The organism is Spirochaetota bacterium (genome assembly GCA_004297825.1).
Lineage (GTDB): Bacteria > Spirochaetota > UBA4802 > UBA4802 > UBA5368 > FW300-bin19.
In genome coordinates this window covers 106,085-126,350 of sequence record SCSX01000060.1, presented here as the reverse complement: position 1 = coordinate 126,350, position 20,266 = coordinate 106,085, and the positions used below count along the sequence as shown (strand labels likewise).

The following is a 20,266-nucleotide window of genomic DNA, read 5'->3' as shown; positions in this document are numbered from 1 at the left end:
TGGACGCCTTTGTCCCGGAGGATACGGAATGCTTCGCACTTCTATAAACATGAGCCACATCGTCTTCGTGAATATCGCCCTTGCGGCGGCAAAGCTTAAAACAAGCCGCCAGGCTGTCGTCATAATGCTCCTGAAACGCGTTCTGCGCGATATTGACCGGTTTCAGGGAGGGTTTACTCTGGTGAGGTATCAGCCCCGTGATCCCTGGAAGAGGTGGCATTGTTTTCCGATTCGCTATAGGAAGAATGAGAATGAGTTCGCGTCGGATTTCCGTAAATTGAGCCGGTTCTCGGTCTCGCATCTGGTTGCCATCGCGACGAAGCGCTACCTGCACGAGTTGCTGTGCGATTCAGCCGGAAGGCATAATTATGTTCGGTTCCCCCATTATGCCATCGGCCAAAGGAGCGCAGGGGGCATTCTGTGCTGGGAATTCTACTGGGGGGACACCGAAAACCACCCCACAAGAGCTTCACCCACCAAAATACTCCGCCGCACCTCCTCGCGTTAATCATCACACACCCGCACGCACGCCACATCAGAGGCGAGGTATGCCCATTTACGCCCATCTCCCCGGAAAATGATTCACACTCCGTCACGCGGCGCCGATAATTCCCTTGATTTTTCACGCCGGAATGATATCAATGCGCTCATGCTCACACGCGGGGCGCCGTAAGGGCGCCCCGCGAAGACGCCGGTTCACGAGGATGGACGCCATGCTGCACACATCGCTCTGCGAGCGCCTTTCAATACGCTACCCCATCATCCTCGCGGGCATGGCCTATGCCGGCGACCATGCGCTTGCCGCGGCGGTAAGCCGTGCGGGGGGCCTCGGGGTAATCGGGTCCGGTAACCTTTCCCCGGACGAGCTCGCCGCCGCGATTGCGGCGTATTACCGCGAGACGAGCGTCCCCCCCGGGGTGAACGTGTTCCTCAAGGACCCCGAGTCTCCCGCCAAGGCCGCGCGCGCGTGCGCCATGGGGATCGGCGCGCTCTTCACGGGGATCGGGAACCCCGCCGCGGTCGTGCATTATGCGAAAGACGCGGGCATCCCGCTCATCCCCACTGTCGCGACGGTGCGACACGCGCTCTCATCCCTCGCGGCCGGGGCCGACCTCCTGGTCGCGGAGGGACAGGAGGGAGGCGGCCACATAGGCTCCATAGGCACGATGCCCCTTATCGCGCAGGTGCGCGCGGCGGTGGGGGACCGCGTGCCGGTGATTGCCGCGGGGGGGATAGGCGACGGGACCCAGCTCGCCGCGTGCCTCATGATGGGCGCCGTGGGCGTCATGATGGGAACGCGTTTTCTGGCCGCGCACGAATGCCCGGTGCACGACGACCTCAAGGATTCCCTTGTCGCATGCGGAATAGATTCCACGACGGTTACGGGAAACTTCACCGGCTTCCCCATGCGCTGCCTCGCGAACGATTTCACCCGCGCATTCCAAGAGATGGAGAAAGCCACGCCAAGCCTGGAATTGCTCCTCTTCGGGAAAGGAAAGATCGCCGAGGGGCTCATAGGCGGCGACGTGCGGAACGGCTCCTGCCCCGTAGGCCAGGTCGTGGGCCAGATCACCTGCAGGGAGTCCGCGGGGGAGATAATCGAGCGCGTGGTCCGGGAGGCCGGCACGGTCACGGAACATGTGGTGCGAAACGGAGGCTTCAACCGCTGGGAAGGCGGGTCCATTCCCGCTTGCTGATATGACTCATTGCGATTCCTGCCCCATCGAGGAAAAGATACACACCTGCTGCGCCCGGTTTCCCCTTTCGGGTATGCGCGTTCCGCTGGCGCTCGAGGACGGCAGGGCGGTCCAGGCATGCCCCGAACTGGACGCGGCGGGCCGATGCCGCACCTATCGGTCCCGACCGCCGGGATGCGCATCGTTCTACTGCGAGCGCTGCGAAAACGCCGACCGGCGCATCGGCCCCCCGCCCAAAAAAGAATAACCACGCTTTTCCAGTCACGGGCCTTGAACAATCGCGGGGCCGCGCTATTATTTAATCAAGAAACTCCCCGCATGCCGCGCCCGGTGCGCGCGGTCTCTTCCGTGCGCCCTTCCCCTGCCCCCGCAGGGAGTGAATTTTTATTCAACAAAAATATATTTATTATTGACTATGCCAATTATTATTAAAGATTTGGTCCAGTATATCGCTTTTTTAAAAGCTAACACACGGATGTAATTTGTAATACAAGCTGGCATGTACCGCAGCATACTGCAAAGGGGGCCGGATATGGGAAAATTCAGCTACAACCAGGAAGCGCTCAAGAACCTGAACATCCAGGACACGTCGATCCTGGACCGCCTGGTCGATTCCGAATCTGCGCGAAAGGCGCACTTGACGAAGGACCATTCTCAGCGCGACAAGCGGATCTCGCTCAAGGAGGCCGTCGCGGAATACGTCAAGGACGGCGATATCTGCACCGACGCCGGCTTCGCCTACGTGCGCACCTCGCACCAGTCGTATTTCGAGATGATGCGGCAGGGCAAGAAGGACCTTCAGTTTATCGGATCGCCCAACACGAACCACACCTACATGATCAACACCGGGACCTGCAAGTATTCGCACAATTCCTACGTGGGCGCCGAGATGCGCGGCACCGACCGCAACTACTCGCGCCAGCTCAAGGAGGGCCGCGTCACCATACTCTCCGAGTGGAGCCACGGCTCCATGGCTCAGGGCTTCAAGGCGGCGCAGCTTGGGCTCCCGGGCGTGTTCAGCAAGCAGCTCCTGGGCTCCGATATCGTGCGCCACAACCCGTACGTCAAGGTGATGCAGAACCCCGCGCGCGACGACCATGATCCCTGCGTATTCATACCCGCGCTCTATCCCGACGTGACCATCATCCACGTCCAGGCCGCCGACAAGTGCGGCAACGCGCGCATCTACGGCCCCGTGGTCAACGATGCCGCGCTCGCCGCGTCCGCGCGCAAGGTGATCATCACCGCCGAGGAGATCGTCCCCGAGGCCGAGCTCCGGTACAACAACAAAGGCGTGGTGATTCCCTTCATGTACGTAGACGCCGTGGTCGAGCTTCCCTTCGGGGCGGTGCCGGGCAACATGCCGGGCCATTACTACTGGTCGCGCCAGTGGTGGGAAAAATTTTTACGATTGGGCACGAAGAGCGAGGAGAACATGCGCACGTTCCTGGATGAGTGGGTCTTCGGGTGCAGGGACCAGTTCGATTTCGTCGAGAAGCTGGGCGGCGCAAAGTGGATCGCGTCGGCGAAGCGCCTCACCAAAACGGCCGAGTACGAAAACGAGGACGAGGGCTTCGACTTCTCGTACACGCCCTTTACCGTTGATAAAGATCCCGGCATCTACTATTAAAATCGGAGGAGAAACCATGACTGCAATGAAACCGGCAAACCCGCTTGAAATGGTCGCGTTCGTACTCTCGCAGCAGATAAAGGACCACCAGATCGTCTACGTGGGGACTGGCCTTCCCATGGTCGCCGCGATACTCGCGCGGAAAACCCACGCACCCAACATTACCCTCGTGTACGAATCGGGCGGACAGAACCCGATCGCGGGCGATATGCCCTGGTCGGTGGGGGACCCCTTCACCTGGAGAAAATCGCCCATCATCCAGGAGATGTCCTACTCCTTCGCGCAAGCCGGAAACGGGTACGTGGATATCGGCTTTCTGGGATTCGCACAGATAGACATGTACGGCAATATCAACACCCATATGATAGGCGACAACTTCCTGAAACCCAAGTCCAGGCTCACCGGCTCCGGGGGAAACAATGACCTCTCCTCGCTCACCGAGAACATGGTGCTCGTGGGGATCCAGAACCCGGACAAGTTCGTGAAGAAGGTGGACTTCATCACGAGCGTGGGGCACCTCACCGGCGAGGACTCGCGCAAGAAGGCAGGCCTCCTGGGCAACGGCCCCATCGCCGTCGTGACGAACGCCGGGGTATACGATTTTCACCCGCAGTCGAAGCGCATGCGCGTGAAGTCGCTCCACCTGGGCGTATCCTTCGACCTCGCCCAGATGGCCACCGGCTTCGAGCTCCTGAAGCCCGAGGCGGAGGACATCCCGGTCACGCCGTCACCCACACCGGAGGTGCTCGAAACATTGCGCACGAAGGTGGACCCGCACGGGGTGTTCACGAGCATTCCGGGGATGTAATTTTTTTCACGAAGGCGCGGATATGCATCCGCGCCTTTCTTTATTCCGCAATATGTCTTTCCCTCTTCTTACCACGCATGGTAGTGGACCTTGCCTTCATCGTACCTGGTCTTATAGGTTTGAGCGGCCGCGGGATGACCGATTGGCGTGAACGAAAACGGCACGACATGATCGGGAAGATTGAGGAGTTTCGAGACGGCCTGCCTCATGTCGGGGAACACCGTCGTCCAAACGGAGCCCAGCCCCTTCGCGTGGACCGCAAGCAGGATGTTCTGGGTCGCGGCAGAACAGTCCTGGATGTAGTAATCCTCGCGCGAAGCGCTCGTATCGCCGCACACGAGTATTCCCCGTGCGGCCCCCTCAGGGGTGTTCGTGTTGATTTTCAAAAACTCATCGAGTGACTCCCCGGCCAGGACGACGAAATGCCATGCCTGCTCATTCATCGCGGAGGGAGCGTTCATGGCTGCCTCCAGTATCTCCCTGATATCGGTATCCGACACCTCACCCGATTTGAACTTCCTTACGCTCCTGCGGCTGTTTAATAGTGAAATCATGTAATCCTCCAAACAGATATAATACTCCTTTCCTGATCGAAACTGCACCTGCGGAGATATTTTTATATCTCCCCCTGTTGATTAATTTGAAAAATCTTATTGATTATATTCCCCATGGGATAGAATTGGGTTAATATGAACGATTGGTATTCAACTAACCATTATTCATTATCTATCGTTTATATAGTTACTTACTTTTTGTCAATGATAATTAATTAAAAATATGAAAAAACCGATTCAGCCGAATTCGCTATGCCCCCTGTTCGAGGCCGCGTTCGAGATCCTGGGAAAAAAATGGACGGGGCTTATCCTGCGGGTACTTTCCGACGGGCCCAAGAGGTTTGGCGATCTTTCCGGCACGATCTGCAACATGAGCGATCGGATGCTCATCGAAAGGTTGAAGGAACTGGAGACCCTGAACATCGTCAAGAGAAGGATTTACGAGGAATTCCCGGTAAGGATCGAATACGAGCTCACGGAAAAGGGAAAGGCGTTCAAACCGGTGCTGGACGAAATACAGAAATGGGCGTCCGAATGGTGTAGTTGAAATACTGCGGAAGTTCATGGCTTTAAGGTTAAGCCATTAGAAGGCCTCCCTACCTCACGAACCCCCCAAACAGCATCCTCCTCCAATAGTTCCCGATAACCACGCCCTCGACCTTCGCGATGACCGCGGACTTCTCTATTTCATCGAAACAATTTTCCTCGAGACGATTATCGCACGCGAGAAGGTAGCGACCCCCGGGGAGCTCGCGCATGTTCTTCGCATCGGGCGCGGCGCTCATGGATTCCGGTTTCGCGTAGACGGCGTAGCGCCGCCCCCCGTTCGATTCGTAGAAGAGCGTCTCGCCGTTCACGACGCCAAGCGCCTCCGCCTGATCGTCCGAGAGCACCCCCGCGGGAAGGGCCGCGCCGTTCACCTGGACCGAGCCCTCGCGCGCGCGCACCGTGTCCCCGGGGAGCGCGACGACCCTGCCCATGCGCGTCGCCCCTCCGCGTTCGACAAGCACCACGTCGCCGGGGACCAGTGTCTTCCCCCTGTACCAGGACACGAGCACCGTCTCGCCCTGCGCGAACGAGGGTTCCATGCGGGAATCCTCCGCCCGCGCGAGCCCGAGCAGGGGAACAAGGCTCGCGAGGGACAGTCCCGTGAGAAGCCACGAGGCGAATCCGAACGCCAGGTACCACGGCACGCGATGATAGCGCGCGAGGGGGACCGATTCTCTTCTCGCCGCGCACCATGCCGCCTCCACGATCGACGCGAGCGCGACGACGGCGCTCAACGCCAGCAGGGCCGCGACCGGGCGGACGAGGCTCCCCTCTCCGCCCGAAAACATCGTCACCGGGATGAGCGCGACAGCCATGACGCGCAGGAGAAGGAACGCCGCCCCGCGTGCGAGCTCGCCGTTGTACATCTGACCCAGTCCCGTCGCGGCGAGGGAAAGCGCGAGCGCGGCGAACGCGCTTCGCTCCTTCATGTGTTCCGCCGAGATGATGCCCTTCTTCATGGGATGAGTTCCGTTAGCCGATGCGCTAGAGGTAGGACTCTATGAAATCGCGCACTTTATCTTTTCCTGTAAAAACGCCGAAGTGCCCCTCGCACAGTATATCCGCATCCAGCGCGAGCATGTACTCGAGCGATTTCACGTAGTCCCCCCGATTCGACCGCAGGGTCCCGTTGAGCGGACCGTGCACGTCCTGCCCGAAAAGTACAAGCTTCCCGTCCGATACCATCGTGAGGATCGCGGAACCGGGCGAGTGCCCGGGGGCATGGTGAAAGGTGACCTGTATCCCCCCGATGACGAATTCGCGGACCTCCTCCGTGACCTTGATGTCGATCCCGAACGGCTCCATGTGGGTGCCGTACCAGGAGGCCGCGGTCACGCGCGAGTCGCCCATCTCAAGGAATTCCGCGTCCAGCTCGTGCGCGACGATCGCGCACCCGGTCGCCCCGCGCATCCGGTCCGCGCCGCCCGTGTGGTCGTAATGGCAGTGCGTGAGAAAGAGATGACCGATTTCGTTCGGCTTCACCCCGGCCGCGGCGATGTTCTTCAACACGCGGTCGTGCGATTCTCCCGTCCCGGCGTCCACGAGCGCGGCGCCGCCGTCACCCTTGATGAGGTAGATCGCCGCGTCGGAGCCTGCGGATTCGCCCGCTCCCCCGACCAGGTGGACCTGTGAGAGTATCTTCATTGCCTCACTCTTTCCCATGCCGACCCGGCTGTCAATTCTTTCACAGGCTCACCCGGGATCCGGGGATTCCCGCGGGCTTCGCGCGATCAATCCGCTTTATGTTTCGTCTTCATCAGTTCATGGGCACGCGGCGTATGATTTCATCTACCGGTATCTCGACGATTCCGTCCCCGGTATCGAGGCGGAGCTTCTTCTCCTCCTGTCCGACCACGCTTCCGGCGATCTGGGAACCGTCACGCAGGTGCACCATCGTGAGCGGCATCCCCTTCTTCCTGAGCCTGTCCAGAGGCGAAACCGCGGAATCCCCGTCGGACGCGGCCAGGAGCGTGTCGATCTCCGCCTCCCGCGTCCTGATTCCCTCGCTTACGGCCGTCAATTCGCCGGCCGACATGCTCCGCGCGTTGCGCTGGTAGGGATAGAGCGACTGCCTCCGCAGCATGAGCATCTCCTTTTCGCCCAGGGCGTATTCCTTCACCTCGCCCGCTGCGCCCACGGTCAGCCCTTTTCCCTTCGCAACCTCGGCCGACGAGACGGGCGTCGCCACGCCGACGACCCCCTCCATCACCATGATGCTTTTTTCCCGCTCGCTCGAGACCGCGAGGAACTCGGTGCCGCGTACGGCAGCCGTATAGCTGTGGGTCTTTACGCGGTAGGACTGGCCCGCCCCGCGCTTCAGGAGCTTGGAGTATATCGATCCCCGGTCGAGCGCGAGCTCGGTGTCGCCGCGTCCGTCGATCGCGCCGAACGTGAACCGGGAGCTTTCATTAACCCTGACGGTCCCGAGCTCGTCCACCTGGAGGACGGCGACGCCGCCCGGGCCCGTGAGCACGGATGCCCCCGCGGTAATATCGGACCCCAGGGCGAGTCGCGACTCCGTACCCCCCTGTTCGACGCGCACATCTCCGGCGACGAATACCACGCGCGCGAGAAGCGGACTGGTCCCGTTCGTAAACGGGAGGCGCAATCCGGGTATGCCGGTGAGAATGAGTACGCCGGTCACGGCCGCCACGACGGCCATGGAAAGGGCGAGCGCGGCCTTCCTGTTCATCATGTAAAATGGTCCAAACACCGCGTGCAACAGCCCCGCGGGTCGCAGTTCCGGCCTTGAGGCGCGGATTGTCCCGTACACCTTGCGCTTCGATTCGAGCAGGCGCTTCCTCATCTCCGGGGCGATCTCGCGCCGGAAATCATATTTTTTCAACAACGCGATGATAGCGGAATCGTGTGTCATAGGAGCTCCTCGATGGATGATATTCCCCGCTTTCTCAGGGCATCGGCGATACCGCATGTCGCTTTCTCGAAACCGTACCTGGCCTGCCGATAGGTGATATCCATGTGTTCGGCCGCCTGGGCAACGGTGAACCCGCCCACCGCGACCAGGTCGAAGACCGCCCGGTCCCTTTCGTCGGAAAAAGTGCCGGGCGCATCCAGCACCTCCTCGATGAGTATCCGCGTATCGCGGAATCCGTTCACGTAGGCCGCCGCGCTCTCCTCGACCATCTGCGTGATATCCTCGGGGCTGCGTCCCTTCGCCCGGTAATAGTCGACGATCCTGTTCCTCATGGTACCGTAGAGCCAGGCACGCACGTTTCGAACGCCGTCCATCGCGTCGAACAGGCCCAGGAATATTTCCTGGCAGATATCCTCGCTCTCCTGGTAGTTCCCCGTCCGGCTGAACACCGCGGTGAAAATGGCCGAAAAATACATGTCGTAGGCCCCATTGAACCTGCTCTTCCTGCTTTCGACGGTAATCGTTTCCAACTTCCCACCCCTGTAGTCGTCGCTCCCGGCGACATTTGACAAAAAATTCCTCTTCTTCGCCAAAATTTCAACTAGTTTATGCGTGCGCGATCCGGTCTGCCGTGGGGGGTAAGCGCGCTCGGTTTCCCCCCACGGATTTTGGTGGACCGATATTGACTATTTTAGTATTTTATACTATATTGCAATTGAAAGTTGAAGCGTACCCCTGTGTGGAGGAAACCGATGAATAGCGAAGTTCTGGCGAGCACCTTTTGCACCGCCCAATCGTGCGGATATTATCGTCACTCGCAATCGATATTCGATGAACCGCTGAAAAGAAGCAATTCGTCCCAGGACAAGATCTATACGTTCAAGACAATGCTCGGGATGTATTAAGAGAGAAGCTCCGTACGTTGAGAGATTGGCCCTCACCTGCGGTGAGGGCCTTTATTTTTCGACCGATCCGGAAGCGTGATGAGCGCACACCGGTATATCGCCCGCCCTCACTTCCCGCTTGACACGGGGCATTCATCGGGGAATTTGACTGCTGGAATCCTTCGCCGGGGCAGCGTTTTACATGTTCGGTAAAGTAATACCCGCCGGACAATGCTTTCTGACGGCGACAGGAAATGACCGTTCCGTCAGCGCGCCGATCACCGCATACAGTCGGCGCGTTTTTCCGGAATTTTTGAAATCCCGGAAAAGGGGCGCTAGTTTTTTCCCGAGGAAAGATTATGACAGAAGAGGTTTATACGGAATTCGTCCAGGACCACCTCGATGAAATCGTGGACAAGGTCCTGGAACTCGATAAGTTCGATTATTCCGATATCGCGAGGATGAAATACGAGCTCACCCACGGCATCGTGCTCAGGAAGAAAATGCCCATCGTCCCCATCGACGAGGTGAAGAGCCTTCTCGTCGGGTACGTGGCCATACGCTTCATAGAAGAGCGCCTGGATTACGTCTTTTAAGCCCGGCACCCCGCCAGGGGCCCGGCGTCAGCGCGCCGCCGAGCGTTTTGCCACCATCAGGTTCGTACCCTGCGGATGGAGGCGGAACCCGTAGCAGATTCCAAAGGGCACGGGCTTCACGGTTTTATCGGTCGCATAACGCTGCGCGAGATCGGTCTGGTACGCCCAGGCCGGGAATACCCCGAGTATCCCCATGTAATTGCCGTACATCCGCGTCGTCCACTCCTGGCCCGTGAAATACTTATACGGGACCCCGGAATCGGACTGGAAAATATATTTGGATTTGTTCAGCACGAGATTGCGGCAGTAGTTCATCCAGTAGGGCAGATACGACGCCGCCTTGAAATAGGCCGTGTCGAATTTTAGCGAATCCATATAGGCGACGAAGTGGGGCGTTTTCGCCAGGTGCCCGTCCGAAAGGTCGTGCGACCAGTAGTACAGGGTGCGCGTCTCCTTCTCGCCATTCTTCTTGTAGGTGATGCGCACGCCCGAAACGTAAAGGTCTCCCGGGGCGTCCACGTCCAGGGGATCGTTCGCGGCGGAGATCACGTTCCCCTTCTGGTCCACGGTGACACGCTCCACGGCGGTCACGTCGCATTCGGCGCGGGCCATGAAAAAGAGCACCAGCGGCACCACGCCGCGCAGCTCCATCACCTTGCTGAAATGCTCGCCCATGAAGGTGGTCACGAAATAGCCCCAGTCGTACATCCACACCAGGCTCTGGCGCAGGACGTCGAAAAACGCCTGCTGGCGGGCCGGGTCGAGGTCGGTCATGGGCGGCACCTGTCCCACGCGCTCCAGGCCGAAAAGCACCATCTGCTTCGCGTTGGGGAAAAAGAGATCGGCGTAAAAGAAATCGGGCCCGCTGAAAAGGTAGAGAAGCTTCTCCGTATCCCCGGAGACATCCCCCAGTTCCTTCGCGATGAATCCCCTGATGGCGGGAATACGCGTTTTTTCCATGGTCGCGTAAAGGGCGTCGAAATAGGCCGCGTGATTCTTCCACGCGGGGCTCTTTTCAAGCTCGGAAAGCTTGTTGACGCGCGTCTGCGGCATGCCGGCGAGGTAGCGGGCGACTTCGCCCACGGCGGGCTGCCCTTCCCTGTCCGCGGAACTGCCCTCGTGTACGCCGCAGCAGGGCGTAAAAAGCATCGCCGCGAACGCTACAACCATGAGCGGCGCGTATTTTGTTCTGGTCTTCATCATGTGCTCCTCTTTCATTGTGGGCTTCCCGTCCGGTGATTCCGCCGGTGTATCGGACCCCGATCCCCCGCAGCCGCACGGGGCTTCACGGGCGCGGATCGCGGCGGTGCGTTCGAAATCCTGTGACCTAATAACCCGGAAGCCCGGATGCAGTAAAGTTAAAAATTTCCAAAGAAACCCGTTAATGGAATTTGGAATATATCACTTTAAATGGACAATAAAAATTTTTCATTCCAGTCCGGCTGGACTTTTTTTAATTGACAAATACATGAAATTATAGTACATGTTATATATGAGTGACTGCTCACTCTGATCTTCAGCAATTTGCATCCTGATTGCCGACGGAAGGCGCACAGCGAGCTTCTCCGTGCAGGAATCATTTAACAAACGCCTTTCGATGACAACCGTTGCATACGCACACTCTAGTCCAGGAGGAATCTGATGCGATTAACGACTAAGGTATCGACCGTACTGATGGTACTTCTCTTCAGCACGGCTCTTTTTGCGGGGCAGTGGGTATACAAACCCATGAGCATCAACGCAAAAAAAGGCGACGTGATCCTTTCCACCGGTGAGGGATTCATTCAAGACATGCTCGCGCTCCTCGGCTGTTACTGGAGCCACAGCGGCATGGCGGTCGACGACGGAACCAGCATCCGTCACAACACCATGTACGTGAGTGAAATTCCCATTGAGTACAATTACTTCCTGTGGATCCAGACCACGCCCAAGCGCCTGAATCCCACGCGCCTGAGCAACGGTCTGCCCGGCATTCTCACCGAGAACATCGACACCACGTATAACGTCACGCATAACTTCAACGCGGCCGGCGGCGCGGTGCTCAAACCTGCGGCGGCGAACGAAGGCCTCTATCGCGGCGCGTTGAACGCGGCGGCGGACGTGATGAACTACCTCAAGGGCTACTACCGGGTAAACGCGTACATGAACATGTACCAGCTCGATTATGTGAACTACTACATCACCGGCAGGGGCAATCACTGCTCGGGGACGTGCTGGTATGCGAATTACTATTCCGGCAAACCGATGAACGTGGCGACCATCTCGCCCAGCCTCGTGGCCACCTGCTCGAACAGCCTGTACACCTCGGTGGTGAACATGGTTCGTGACGACGCGGGCGGATTCGGCTCCTTCATAATCGACATCGAGGGCCTCTTCGGGACCGGTGCCGACGAGAAGGTCGCAAACCAGATCGTGAACACCTTCGGGTTCGACCGCTCCACCGACACGTCGTCCTACTGGAGATCGAGGGTCGGTTCGCTGACGGCTGTTGCCAATGCGCCCGATCACCTGCTCCTCCAGTCGTACACGAACCCGAGCAGCAGGAACCCCGGCGTACAGACGGCGGCTTCGTCGAACTACGGCCAGGTGGATCCGCTCGTGATCACCTCGGGATACTACTACTGGGTCGATTAAGATCCGACGTATCGTTTAAATGTAATCTGGAGTCCCCGCCGAATGATCGGCGGGGATTTTTTATATTTTTTTGAAGCAATCCGTCCGGACTTTTTTATTGACAAAAGACATGGAATCATGATACATGTTCGTATTGAGTGATTACTCACTCTTTATTCACAACACCGTGCATCAGGTGACGTCGAAAGGCACATTCACCGATCTTCTCCATACAGGAACCATATATCTTTATGCCCTCCGATGGCAATTCTTGCATGCACCAAAAATCGAGTCCGGGAGGTATTAGATGCGGTTAACGACTAAGGTATTCACCGTGCTGCTGGTTCTTCTTTTCGGCACGGCGCTCTTCGCAGGGCAGTGGGTATATAAGCCCATGAGCATCAATGCTCAAAAAGGTGACGTGGTTCTTTCCCCCGGGGAAGGCTTCATTCATGACATGCTCGGGCTCCTGGGCTGTTACTGGAGCCACAGCGGCATGGCGATCGATGACGGTGCCAACATCCGTCACAACACCATGTACGTGAGCGAAGTTCCCATCGAGTACAATTATTTTCTCGGCATCAAGACGACGCCTAAAAGACTGAATCCCGACAGGCTCTCGAACGGTCTTCCCGGCATTCTCACCGAGGACATCGACACCACGTACAACGTCACCAAGAGTTTTATGGCGTCGGGCGGCGCGGTGCTTAAACCGACTGCGACGAACGAAGCGGGATATCGCGGCGCGTTGAACGCGGCGGCGGAGGTAATGAAGTACCTCGTAGCCTACTACCGGGTCAATTCGTACATGAATATCTACCAGCTCGACTATGTGAACTACCTCATCAAGGGCAGGGGCAATGCCTGCTCGGGGACCTGCTGGTATGCGAATTACTTTTCCGGCAAGACGATGAGCGTGGCGACCATTCCGCCTAACCTCGTATCGGTCTGCGCGAGCAACATGTATTCTTCGGTGGTGAACATGGTACGCGACAATGCCGGAGGATTCGGCTCCTTCGTGATCGACATCGAGGGCCTTTTCGGGACCGGCGCCGACGAGAAGGTCGCGAACCAGATCGTGAACACCTTCGCGTTTGACCGCTCCACCGACACCTCGTCCTACTGGAGGTCGAGGGTGGGTTCGCTCACTGCACATGCCAACGCTCCCGACCACCTGCTTCTCCAGAACTTTATCAACCCGGCTGGTGCAAACCCCGGCGTGCAGACCGAGTCCACGTCGTACTACGGACAGGTTGATCCGCTCGTGATTACCGCGGGCTATTACTACTGGGTCGATTAGGTTCCGATACTGCCGCATGGATTGAAATGCACAACGAGTCCCCGCCGGCAGCACATCGGCGGGGACTTTTATATGGTGGACGCTTTTCCGCATCTATGAGAGTATTTGATCCGCCGATTCGCTTGAACGATCGGGAACGCATAAAACAATAAAGGCACGCATATGACCAGGAAGAACATACTCATCATCGCCGTGGCAGCAGTCGCAATTATTCTGGGAATTATTCTCACGCGCGGAGAGAAAGACCCCGCCGAGGATAAGAAGTCCGCGAAAAGCAAGGAGTATGCCGGCCTGCTTGATTTTCTCACCGCCCCGGACAACGAACCGGAATCGAAGGAGGTGAACCCGGACGAGGTCCCCTCGTATGAAATCGAGGAGGCAAAAATCATCAAGGACGTCATCGTCGAGAAGGACCCCGTGTGCTCCGGGGAGGATTTCAAGGTTACCGTAGTAGCACATAATCCCAACGGGCCCGACAAACACCTCGTGTACCGCATCGGCGACAAGATGGGGAATCCCGCCATCCTCCGCTTCACCCAGCCCGGAACGAGGGAATTCTACGTCGTGGCGCGCGACGAGGGCAAGCACATAGACCACCGCGTGGTGCAGGTACAGGTCCAGGATTGTCCCGGGAAGCCGGTCGTCGTGCTCAAGGCGCGCATGCACCACACAATACCCGAGACGGGAATGTTCGAGGTGACCTCCGAAAAGGGGCTCACCGGCACATGCACCTATGAATGGGATTTTGGAGACGGGAAGAAGACGACGACGAACACCGGTTACGCCACCCACACATATGCGGACCGCGTCCAATCCGAGCTGCAGTCGAGCTACGTCATCTCGCTCAAGGTCACCGATTCCCTGAACAAGGCCGTGGATATCCGGGCGAGCCTTTCCTTCCCCAACATTCACTATATCTCCAAGCTCATGGGCCAGCCCATCCTGCCCGTGACCGCCGACAAGTTCGCCACCTATGCGGGCGGGATCTACGAGGTCAACGCGACCATCAAAAACATCTTCGAAAGCCAGGTGGAATTCGACGAGGCCGAGCTCGAGATCAAGCCATGCGACAGCTCGTATTCCCCCACGGTAAGGGTCGTCCAGGCACGCGAGCTCATGGACACGTCGCTCCTCGCTCCCCTTGAAAGCCTCACGCAGACGATACGCATGTCGAAGGCGCTGCTGCCGCCATCTTCCTGCAACGTGACCATCACCTTCTCGGGACCATTCGACAAATCCACGCGCGTGACCGCGAAGGTATATGTCGATATCCCGCCGTCCTCCGCGAAGGACATCGATACCGCGCGGGACAAGACCGTGACCGATAAGGCCATGGTTGAGAAGCTTAACAAGGCCTCCCGCATCCTGGGCACGGGAAAGCCCATCACCCCGGAGGACCTGGACCGGCTCGAGAAAGAGGGGAAGCTTTAGGGATCGCGCCGGACGCACGACGATGGAAAGGCGGGGCCGGGGGGCACCCTCATGCAATGCCCTCATGTCCCGAATGCTGACGGTGAATCGGTCCGACTAATCAAATCTTCTTTCAAAGGGAGGCCCCTGAATGAAAAGCGCCGATATAGCACCAACCCCGGGAATAAGGCTCCCCAGGGTGAACCAGGTCGGGATTGTCGTGAAGGACATTGTTTCGGCTGTAACGCATTACGAATCGGTGCTGGGAATCGGCCCGTGGTTCCGGACGAAGACCGCGTCGCACGAGACGTTCTACCGGGGGAAGCCCGTTACGGTCGAGCTTGACCTCGCGATCGCCTTCCAGGGCGGAACCGAGATCGAGCTCATCGAGCTCAAGGGCGGCGACGAATGCATCTATTCCGCGCTCCTCCGGAAAGAGGGGGGCGGGCTCCACCACGTGGGCTCGATCGTGTCCTCGTACGACCGGGCCATGAAACGCGTCAGGGACGCGGGCGTGGGCGTCATCCAGTCGGGCGTAATCACCACGAAGGGCGGCGCCGTCACGCGCTATGCGTACCTTGACACGGTGCGGCAGTGCGGTATCATCACCGAGATCATCGAATCGAAACTCGCGGGTATCCCTGTGCCGCAGAACAAGCTCATGATGAGGATAGGTTGCCTCACCGGCGACGTCGAGCGGGTGAAGGCGGGGGGTTGATGGCATGGGGACCCGACACGCCGCGTCGCGGGTATGTACTTTACAGGGGTGATCAAATGTTCGGAACAAGGTCCGCCGTTTCCACAGTCCCCTGGTGGTTACTGTAGGGGTACGCCAATGGAACTAATCGCGACCGTTAATGAGAAAAAAGTCTTCCACCTCGACCTGCGCACCGAATGGGAAATGGAATACGTCCAGTCCTATTCCTGGGTGGCATTGGTAATCGCCGGGAGCGCCGCCCCCGATCGCCTCGACGCGATCCTTTCCGCCTGCAAAAAATATAAAACCGGCTATATCGTCTGTAGCGGGGAGACGAGCGGGGAGGCGTATTCTTTTTTCGACCTGGAGACGTTTGATGCGGGAAACTCCGAAATCGAGCGCTTCGAAAATCCGCCCTGCGTGATAGAGAAACCGTCGCCGGCCGACGCCCTGTGGTATTCACTGTACTTCGCGACCTGCGAGGAGGGCGTTCTACGGGCGGTGGTATGCTTCGACTGCACAGATCGCGGGGTGAAGAAATACCTCGCGGCACAGGCGGGAGAGATGAACGAAGACGAAAGCTACCTGTCCCCCGAACCCGATGAAGAGGTTATTGAATACGATTCCTGACCGTTTCCCCAAAAAAATTTTCTTTGACCTTGCCGAATCCATGGGTTATAATCTGCTTTTGCTGCCGCGAACACTTTAATAATTAAAAGGAGAGCGTATGAGAAAATTACGGATTATCGCTATCCTCGTCGCCTGTGCATTCGCCCTGACTTCGATGTCGCTCATGGCGAAGGACGACAAGGATAAATTCTTCGACAAGGACAAGGCCATGAAGGCCGCCGACAAGGGCGTGGACCTGTACAAGTCGCAGAAGGGCGGAGACTCGGAAAAAGACGCGGATCAGGTTAAGGACAAGGATAAGGACAAAGACAAAGATAAAGACAAGGATAAGGATAAGAAGGGCCCCGATATCGCAAACGAAAAAAAGGCGAAGATAAAGGGCTATCGCAAGGTCGTCGAGAAGCTGAAGACTGTTGCGGCGAAGCTCGATGAGAAGGGGAAAAAGGACCAGGCCGACAAGCTCCGGGCAAAAATAAAAATGATCGAAGACAAGCTCGCGGCGAAGGAAAAGAAGCTCGACGCCAAGGCCGATAAAGACGAGCCTGCAGCGAAGAAAGGCTGAGGAGGAACATCAATGAAAATGAAATCACTTGTAGTATTATTAGCGTTTCTCTCCATGGTCGCCCTGGGCGGCTGCAAGAAGGATGCCGTCGATCCCGCGGCCGAGATCGAGAAGAAATACAGCGCGGTCACCGAAGACAACGCACTGGAAGAAGCCGATAAGATCCTGAAAGAGATTGATGAGCTTTAGGAAACGGCATTCAGGGCTGCGAAGCAAAGTCGCATCCCGAACCGCCGATCCGGCGGATAGCCGCACTTGACTAAACCACGCGGGGCTTCCACCCCGCGTTTCGTTTTTCCCGGCGCCGGCAGGCGCCCCCTCATAATACCGGAACACGCGGAGGCTGCAGGCGATGAAGGATAAAATCAAGCGGGACCCCGCCTCGCTGACATGAAAAATTACCTGAAAATCCTGATTGCCGCATGCGCGCTCCTGCTCCTTGCAATCGCGTACGTCTGGAATTCCGGAAAGGAAGCCAGGCCCGCGATCGGAAAGGCGGGCACGGTCGAATACGGCGGCATAGTCGTGCGCTATTACGAACGCGGCACGGGCGACACGGTCGTGCTCATACCGAGCCTGGGGAGATCCGAGAGCGACTTTAACGAGCTCGCCGGCACGCTCTCCGCCTCCGGGTTCCGCACGGTCGCCGTGGAGCTGCGCGGCGTGTCCGCGGGCTCCGGCCTTTTCGCGAAGCTTACGCACCACGACTACGCGAACGACGCCGCCGCCGTTATACGAAATATCGGGGCGGACGGAAAGGTTCACGTGGTGGGACACGCTTTCGGCAACCGCATCGCGCGGACCCTGGCCAGTGACCACCCGGGGACGGTGCGCTCCCTCATCCTCATCGCGGCGGGGGGATACGTTCCCATCCCGGACGACATCCGGAAAGCGATGTACATATGCTTTTTTAATTTCCTTCCCGACCGCGTCCGCGGGAAGTACATTCGAAAGGCGTTTTTCGCGCCGGGCGCCGCCGATATACCGGAATACTGGGTATCGGGCTGGTATTTCCGGGCCGCCTGGCCGCAGTCCCGGGCGACGCTCGCAACCCCGCGCGAGGAATGGTGGGCCGGGGGAAACGCGCCCATACTGGTCCTCCAGGGCGCCAACGACGCCATCGCGCCCGCGGAAAACGCGGACGCGATGAAGCGGGAATTCGGGGATCGCGTATCGGTGGTGAGGGTTCCAACCGTGGGACACGCCATGCTCCCCGAGCGGCCGGACCTTATCGCGAAGTCAATCGTCTCGTACCTTCGCGCGCATTGAGCGCGCTCGGCCGTTAGGCGGAATAAGAACCCCCCGGGCCGGCCGCGCCGCTTCCCGGCGTGCGCGTATCGGCCCCCTTCCCCGCCGCGGTCTGGAAGGGCCCTTCCCGCGTCACCGCGCCGGGATCACCGGCAGCTCGATCCTCGAGGGATACGCCTTCGCGCGATGCACGGTCACGGTTGTCGCGGGGCAGTCCTCCGGGCGGTCCCCGGAACAGAGGTACGGGTTCATCTCGAAATTTTTGTCGTCCGCGCACGCGACCGCGACGCGCACGCGGTGTCCCTTTTTGAAGAGCCACGAGGTGGGAAGGAGATCGAAGCGCAGCTCCGTGATCTTCCCGCCCGCGAGGGGCTTCGCGGAATACTGGTCCTTTTTATATCCGTGCCACGGGAGGTCGGGCTTCACGTCGATCTTCCCGAGCACCTGGTCGTCGTCGTTGTACATATTTTTCCACCCCGCGCGCAGCTGGCCCTCGGTCACGTAGAGCGATTTTCCCGACTCGTCGACATCGGACAGGTACACGAAGAAATCGCCGTCATCGCGGTTCGACGAGACGTACAGGCTCACGACGGGATGCCCCGTCACCTCCATATCGCGATCGAGCGCGGGCGTGTCCCAGGTGAGGCATTTCGCGTCCTGGCCGGTACGCTCCATGAGACCGTCGGGGACGTACATCATGAGCCAGCGGTTCACCTCGTTCTTCCCGTAGCTCGAGCTGTGGGTGAAGTCGACGTCGTACCGGTCCGCGCCGTCGGCCCCCGGCGCCTCGGCGAGCGCGCGTCCCTCGCCAAAATAGAACGGCGTCACGCGGCCGCGCGCAGGCGGCCATTCGTTCTCGGAGCGCCAGCCGGCGTTCATCACGTAGATGTTCACGGGCGCCTCCCGGTCGATGCCGTTCTCGATTCCCTTCAGATAGCGGTCGAAGAAGCGCAGGCGCTCTACCGTGATGATCTTCTCATAATCGACACCGTAGTCGAAATATTTTCCGTAGGCCTTGCTGATATACGGCGGGTAGTGGAAGCGGGGCGCGAGGTGGAGCTTCGCGCGGGTCTTTCCCGCCATGGTCGCGTGAATCTTCGCCGTGCCCCGTACGAAGCCGTCGAACCAGCCGCCGATATTGTACACCGGGATTCCCGATTCGATCACCTCTTTCAGGTAGTAGCCAGGGCTTCCGTCGACTACGCGGTAGGGCCCGAAAACCTCGGGCGCGATGGTGTCGAAGTACGGGGCGCTCTTTCTTTTAAACGAGGTGAAGAGCACGTTTTTTTTATGTTCGAGTGTCGCCTTGTGATAGAGCCCCTCGCGCGCCTTGCCGTCGGCGTAGACAGGCGGGCCGTCGTCCAGGAAGCTCGCGGGATCGCCCGCGCCCATGAGGGGCATCTCGTCGGCGAAATCACCGTCCACGTCCTCGTCGGCGGCGGGCGCCGTGGGTATGCTCAGGTTCGCGGGATCGAACCGGTTCAGGTTCAGGTCGAGCAGGAGCTTCGCGTAGCGCTCGATCCAGGCGATCGCGTCGATCCCGCCGGGTTTCACCCCCTCGGTGTAGGCCTCGGAGACGATGACCTCGGGCATTATGCAGGCAAGGGCCTTCGGCTTTTTCGCGGCGATCATGAGCTGTATCCAGCCCAGGTACGACCGACCGTACATCCCCACCTTCCCGTTCGACCACGGCTGCGCGCCTATCCAGTCGACAAGCTCCTTCCCGTCCTCGGCGATTCCGGGCGTGAACGGCATCTGCGCGCCGAACGACGCACCCGCGCCGCGCATGTCGGCGACCACGAAGGCGTAGCCGTGGGAGAGGAAGAGCTTCACGTCTTCCCGCGTGGACCAGTCGAATATCGGCCCCCACGTGCCTCTTGAGATCCGCGCGAACAGCTTTTCGTACCACGCCATTTTCGGAAAGAGGTACGCCCTGCCGTAGGGCGTGAAGACGAAGAGGGAGGGAAATTTTTCCTGCGCGGGCCCGTCTTTCGGAATGAAATAATCCACCGCGAGCCTGGTGCCGTCCTTCATGGGGACGAGACGCGTTTCCTTCGCATAGCCCTTGAACGCGGGGGCGGAGTAGCCGGAATATTCCAGGTGTCGGCTCACGGGTGCGCCCTCGTTCGCGCACGAAAGAAACGCGAGGGATAGCGCAAGACAGACCGCGGTGACGACAAGTCCCGACAAACGATACGTATACATGGCGTATG

General features: G+C 58.8%; 20 protein-coding genes and 1 pseudogene. 14 read left to right on the top strand and 7 right to left on the bottom strand.

Annotated features, from left to right (window positions below; genetic code table 11):
* Nucleotides 1-28: 28 nt before the first annotated feature.
* The 5 genes from EPN93_12405 (at nucleotide 29) to EPN93_12385 (ending at nucleotide 4,135) form a co-directional block, all read left to right on the top strand.
* Entirely contained in the window at nucleotides 29-508 is a 480-nt protein-coding gene (locus tag EPN93_12405; protein ID TAL34513.1) for a hypothetical protein, read from the top strand.
* 124 nt (nucleotides 509-632) lie between these two features.
* On the top strand, nucleotides 633-1,697 hold the full coding sequence (locus tag EPN93_12400) for an enoyl-[acyl-carrier-protein] reductase FabK (GenBank protein ID TAL34512.1): 1,065 nt from the start codon (nucleotides 633-635) through the stop codon (nucleotides 1,695-1,697).
* A gap of 1 nt (nucleotide 1,698) precedes the next feature.
* On the top strand, nucleotides 1,699-1,944 hold the full coding sequence (locus EPN93_12395; GenBank protein ID TAL34511.1) for a hypothetical protein: 246 nt from the start codon (nucleotides 1,699-1,701) through the stop codon (nucleotides 1,942-1,944).
* A 252-nt stretch (nucleotides 1,945-2,196) separates the two neighbouring features.
* A complete protein-coding gene (locus EPN93_12390) occupies nucleotides 2,197-3,327 on the top strand; it encodes a CoA transferase subunit A (GenBank protein ID TAL34510.1) in 1,131 nt (376 codons plus the stop codon).
* Nucleotides 3,149-4,135: a 3-oxoacid CoA-transferase gene (locus EPN93_12385; protein ID TAL34509.1), complete on the top strand. Its 987-nt coding sequence runs from the start codon at nucleotides 3,149-3,151 to the stop codon at nucleotides 4,133-4,135. Before EPN93_12390 ends, EPN93_12385 begins: the two co-directional genes overlap by 179 nt.
* A 68-nt stretch (nucleotides 4,136-4,203) precedes the next feature.
* Here EPN93_12385 and EPN93_12380 read toward each other — a convergent pair whose 3' ends face one another.
* Nucleotides 4,204-4,689: a nitroreductase family protein gene (locus tag EPN93_12380; protein ID TAL34508.1), complete on the bottom strand. Its 486-nt coding sequence runs from the start codon at nucleotides 4,687-4,689 to the stop codon at nucleotides 4,204-4,206.
* 223 nt (nucleotides 4,690-4,912) lie between these two features.
* On the opposite strand from EPN93_12380, the gene EPN93_12375 reads away from it, so the two are divergent.
* Nucleotides 4,913-5,236, top strand: coding sequence for a transcriptional regulator (locus EPN93_12375; GenBank protein ID TAL34507.1), 324 nt, complete (start codon nucleotides 4,913-4,915; stop codon nucleotides 5,234-5,236).
* Nucleotides 5,237-5,285: 49 nt separating this feature from the next.
* Here EPN93_12375 and EPN93_12370 read toward each other — a convergent pair whose 3' ends face one another.
* From EPN93_12370 to EPN93_12355, 4 genes are all read right to left on the bottom strand, one after another.
* Nucleotides 5,286-6,197, bottom strand: coding sequence for a hypothetical protein (locus EPN93_12370; protein TAL34506.1), 912 nt, complete (start codon nucleotides 6,195-6,197; stop codon nucleotides 5,286-5,288).
* Nucleotides 6,198-6,222: 25 nt separating this feature from the next.
* A complete protein-coding gene (locus EPN93_12365; GenBank protein TAL34519.1) occupies nucleotides 6,223-6,882 on the bottom strand; it encodes an MBL fold metallo-hydrolase in 660 nt (219 codons plus the stop codon).
* Between the two features lie 112 nt (nucleotides 6,883-6,994).
* Nucleotides 6,995-8,170: a hypothetical protein gene (locus tag EPN93_12360; GenBank protein ID TAL34505.1), complete on the bottom strand. Its 1,176-nt coding sequence runs from the start codon at nucleotides 8,168-8,170 to the stop codon at nucleotides 6,995-6,997.
* Entirely contained in the window at nucleotides 8,110-8,706 is a 597-nt protein-coding gene (locus EPN93_12355) for a sigma-70 family RNA polymerase sigma factor (GenBank protein TAL34504.1), read from the bottom strand. The genes EPN93_12360 and EPN93_12355 overlap by 61 nt, the downstream gene beginning before the upstream one ends.
* Before the next feature lie 650 nt (nucleotides 8,707-9,356).
* Here EPN93_12355 and EPN93_12350 point away from each other — a divergent pair.
* Complete coding sequence (locus EPN93_12350; GenBank protein ID TAL34503.1) at nucleotides 9,357-9,593, top strand: hypothetical protein; 237 nt, start codon at nucleotides 9,357-9,359, stop codon at nucleotides 9,591-9,593.
* Between the two features lie 27 nt (nucleotides 9,594-9,620).
* Here the strand turns inward: EPN93_12350 and EPN93_12345 are convergent, their stop codons facing one another.
* Nucleotides 9,621-10,793, bottom strand: coding sequence for a hypothetical protein (locus EPN93_12345; protein TAL34502.1), 1,173 nt, complete (start codon nucleotides 10,791-10,793; stop codon nucleotides 9,621-9,623).
* 441 nt (nucleotides 10,794-11,234) lie between these two features.
* On the opposite strand from EPN93_12345, the gene EPN93_12340 reads away from it, so the two are divergent.
* From EPN93_12340 to EPN93_12310, 7 genes and pseudogenes are all read left to right on the top strand, one after another.
* Nucleotides 11,235-12,227: a hypothetical protein gene (locus EPN93_12340; GenBank protein TAL34501.1), complete on the top strand. Its 993-nt coding sequence runs from the start codon at nucleotides 11,235-11,237 to the stop codon at nucleotides 12,225-12,227.
* A 286-nt stretch (nucleotides 12,228-12,513) separates the two neighbouring features.
* Nucleotides 12,514-13,506, top strand: a complete 993-nt coding sequence (locus EPN93_12335; protein TAL34500.1) for a hypothetical protein — start codon at nucleotides 12,514-12,516, stop codon at nucleotides 13,504-13,506.
* A gap of 162 nt (nucleotides 13,507-13,668) precedes the next feature.
* Nucleotides 13,669-14,937 carry a hypothetical protein gene (locus tag EPN93_12330; protein TAL34499.1) on the top strand — a complete coding sequence of 423 codons (1,269 nt, stop codon included), beginning with the start codon at nucleotides 13,669-13,671 and terminating at the stop codon, nucleotides 14,935-14,937.
* 130 nt (nucleotides 14,938-15,067) lie between these two features.
* Nucleotides 15,068-15,634, top strand: coding sequence for a hypothetical protein (locus tag EPN93_12325; GenBank protein TAL34498.1), 567 nt, complete (start codon nucleotides 15,068-15,070; stop codon nucleotides 15,632-15,634).
* A 117-nt stretch (nucleotides 15,635-15,751) separates the two neighbouring features.
* On the top strand, nucleotides 15,752-16,243 hold the full coding sequence (locus EPN93_12320; GenBank protein TAL34497.1) for a hypothetical protein: 492 nt from the start codon (nucleotides 15,752-15,754) through the stop codon (nucleotides 16,241-16,243).
* A gap of 244 nt (nucleotides 16,244-16,487) precedes the next feature.
* Nucleotides 16,488-16,580 (top strand): annotated as a pseudogene (locus EPN93_12315) (DNA primase).
* 615 nt (nucleotides 16,581-17,195) lie between these two features.
* Nucleotides 17,196-18,074 carry an alpha/beta hydrolase gene (locus EPN93_12310; GenBank protein TAL34496.1) on the top strand — a complete coding sequence of 293 codons (879 nt, stop codon included), beginning with the start codon at nucleotides 17,196-17,198 and terminating at the stop codon, nucleotides 18,072-18,074.
* Nucleotides 18,075-18,185: 111 nt separating this feature from the next.
* Here the strand turns inward: EPN93_12310 and EPN93_12305 are convergent, their stop codons facing one another.
* Nucleotides 18,186-20,258, bottom strand: coding sequence for a CocE/NonD family hydrolase (locus EPN93_12305; GenBank protein TAL34495.1), 2,073 nt, complete (start codon nucleotides 20,256-20,258; stop codon nucleotides 18,186-18,188).
* Between the last annotated feature and the right edge of the window lie 8 nt (nucleotides 20,259-20,266).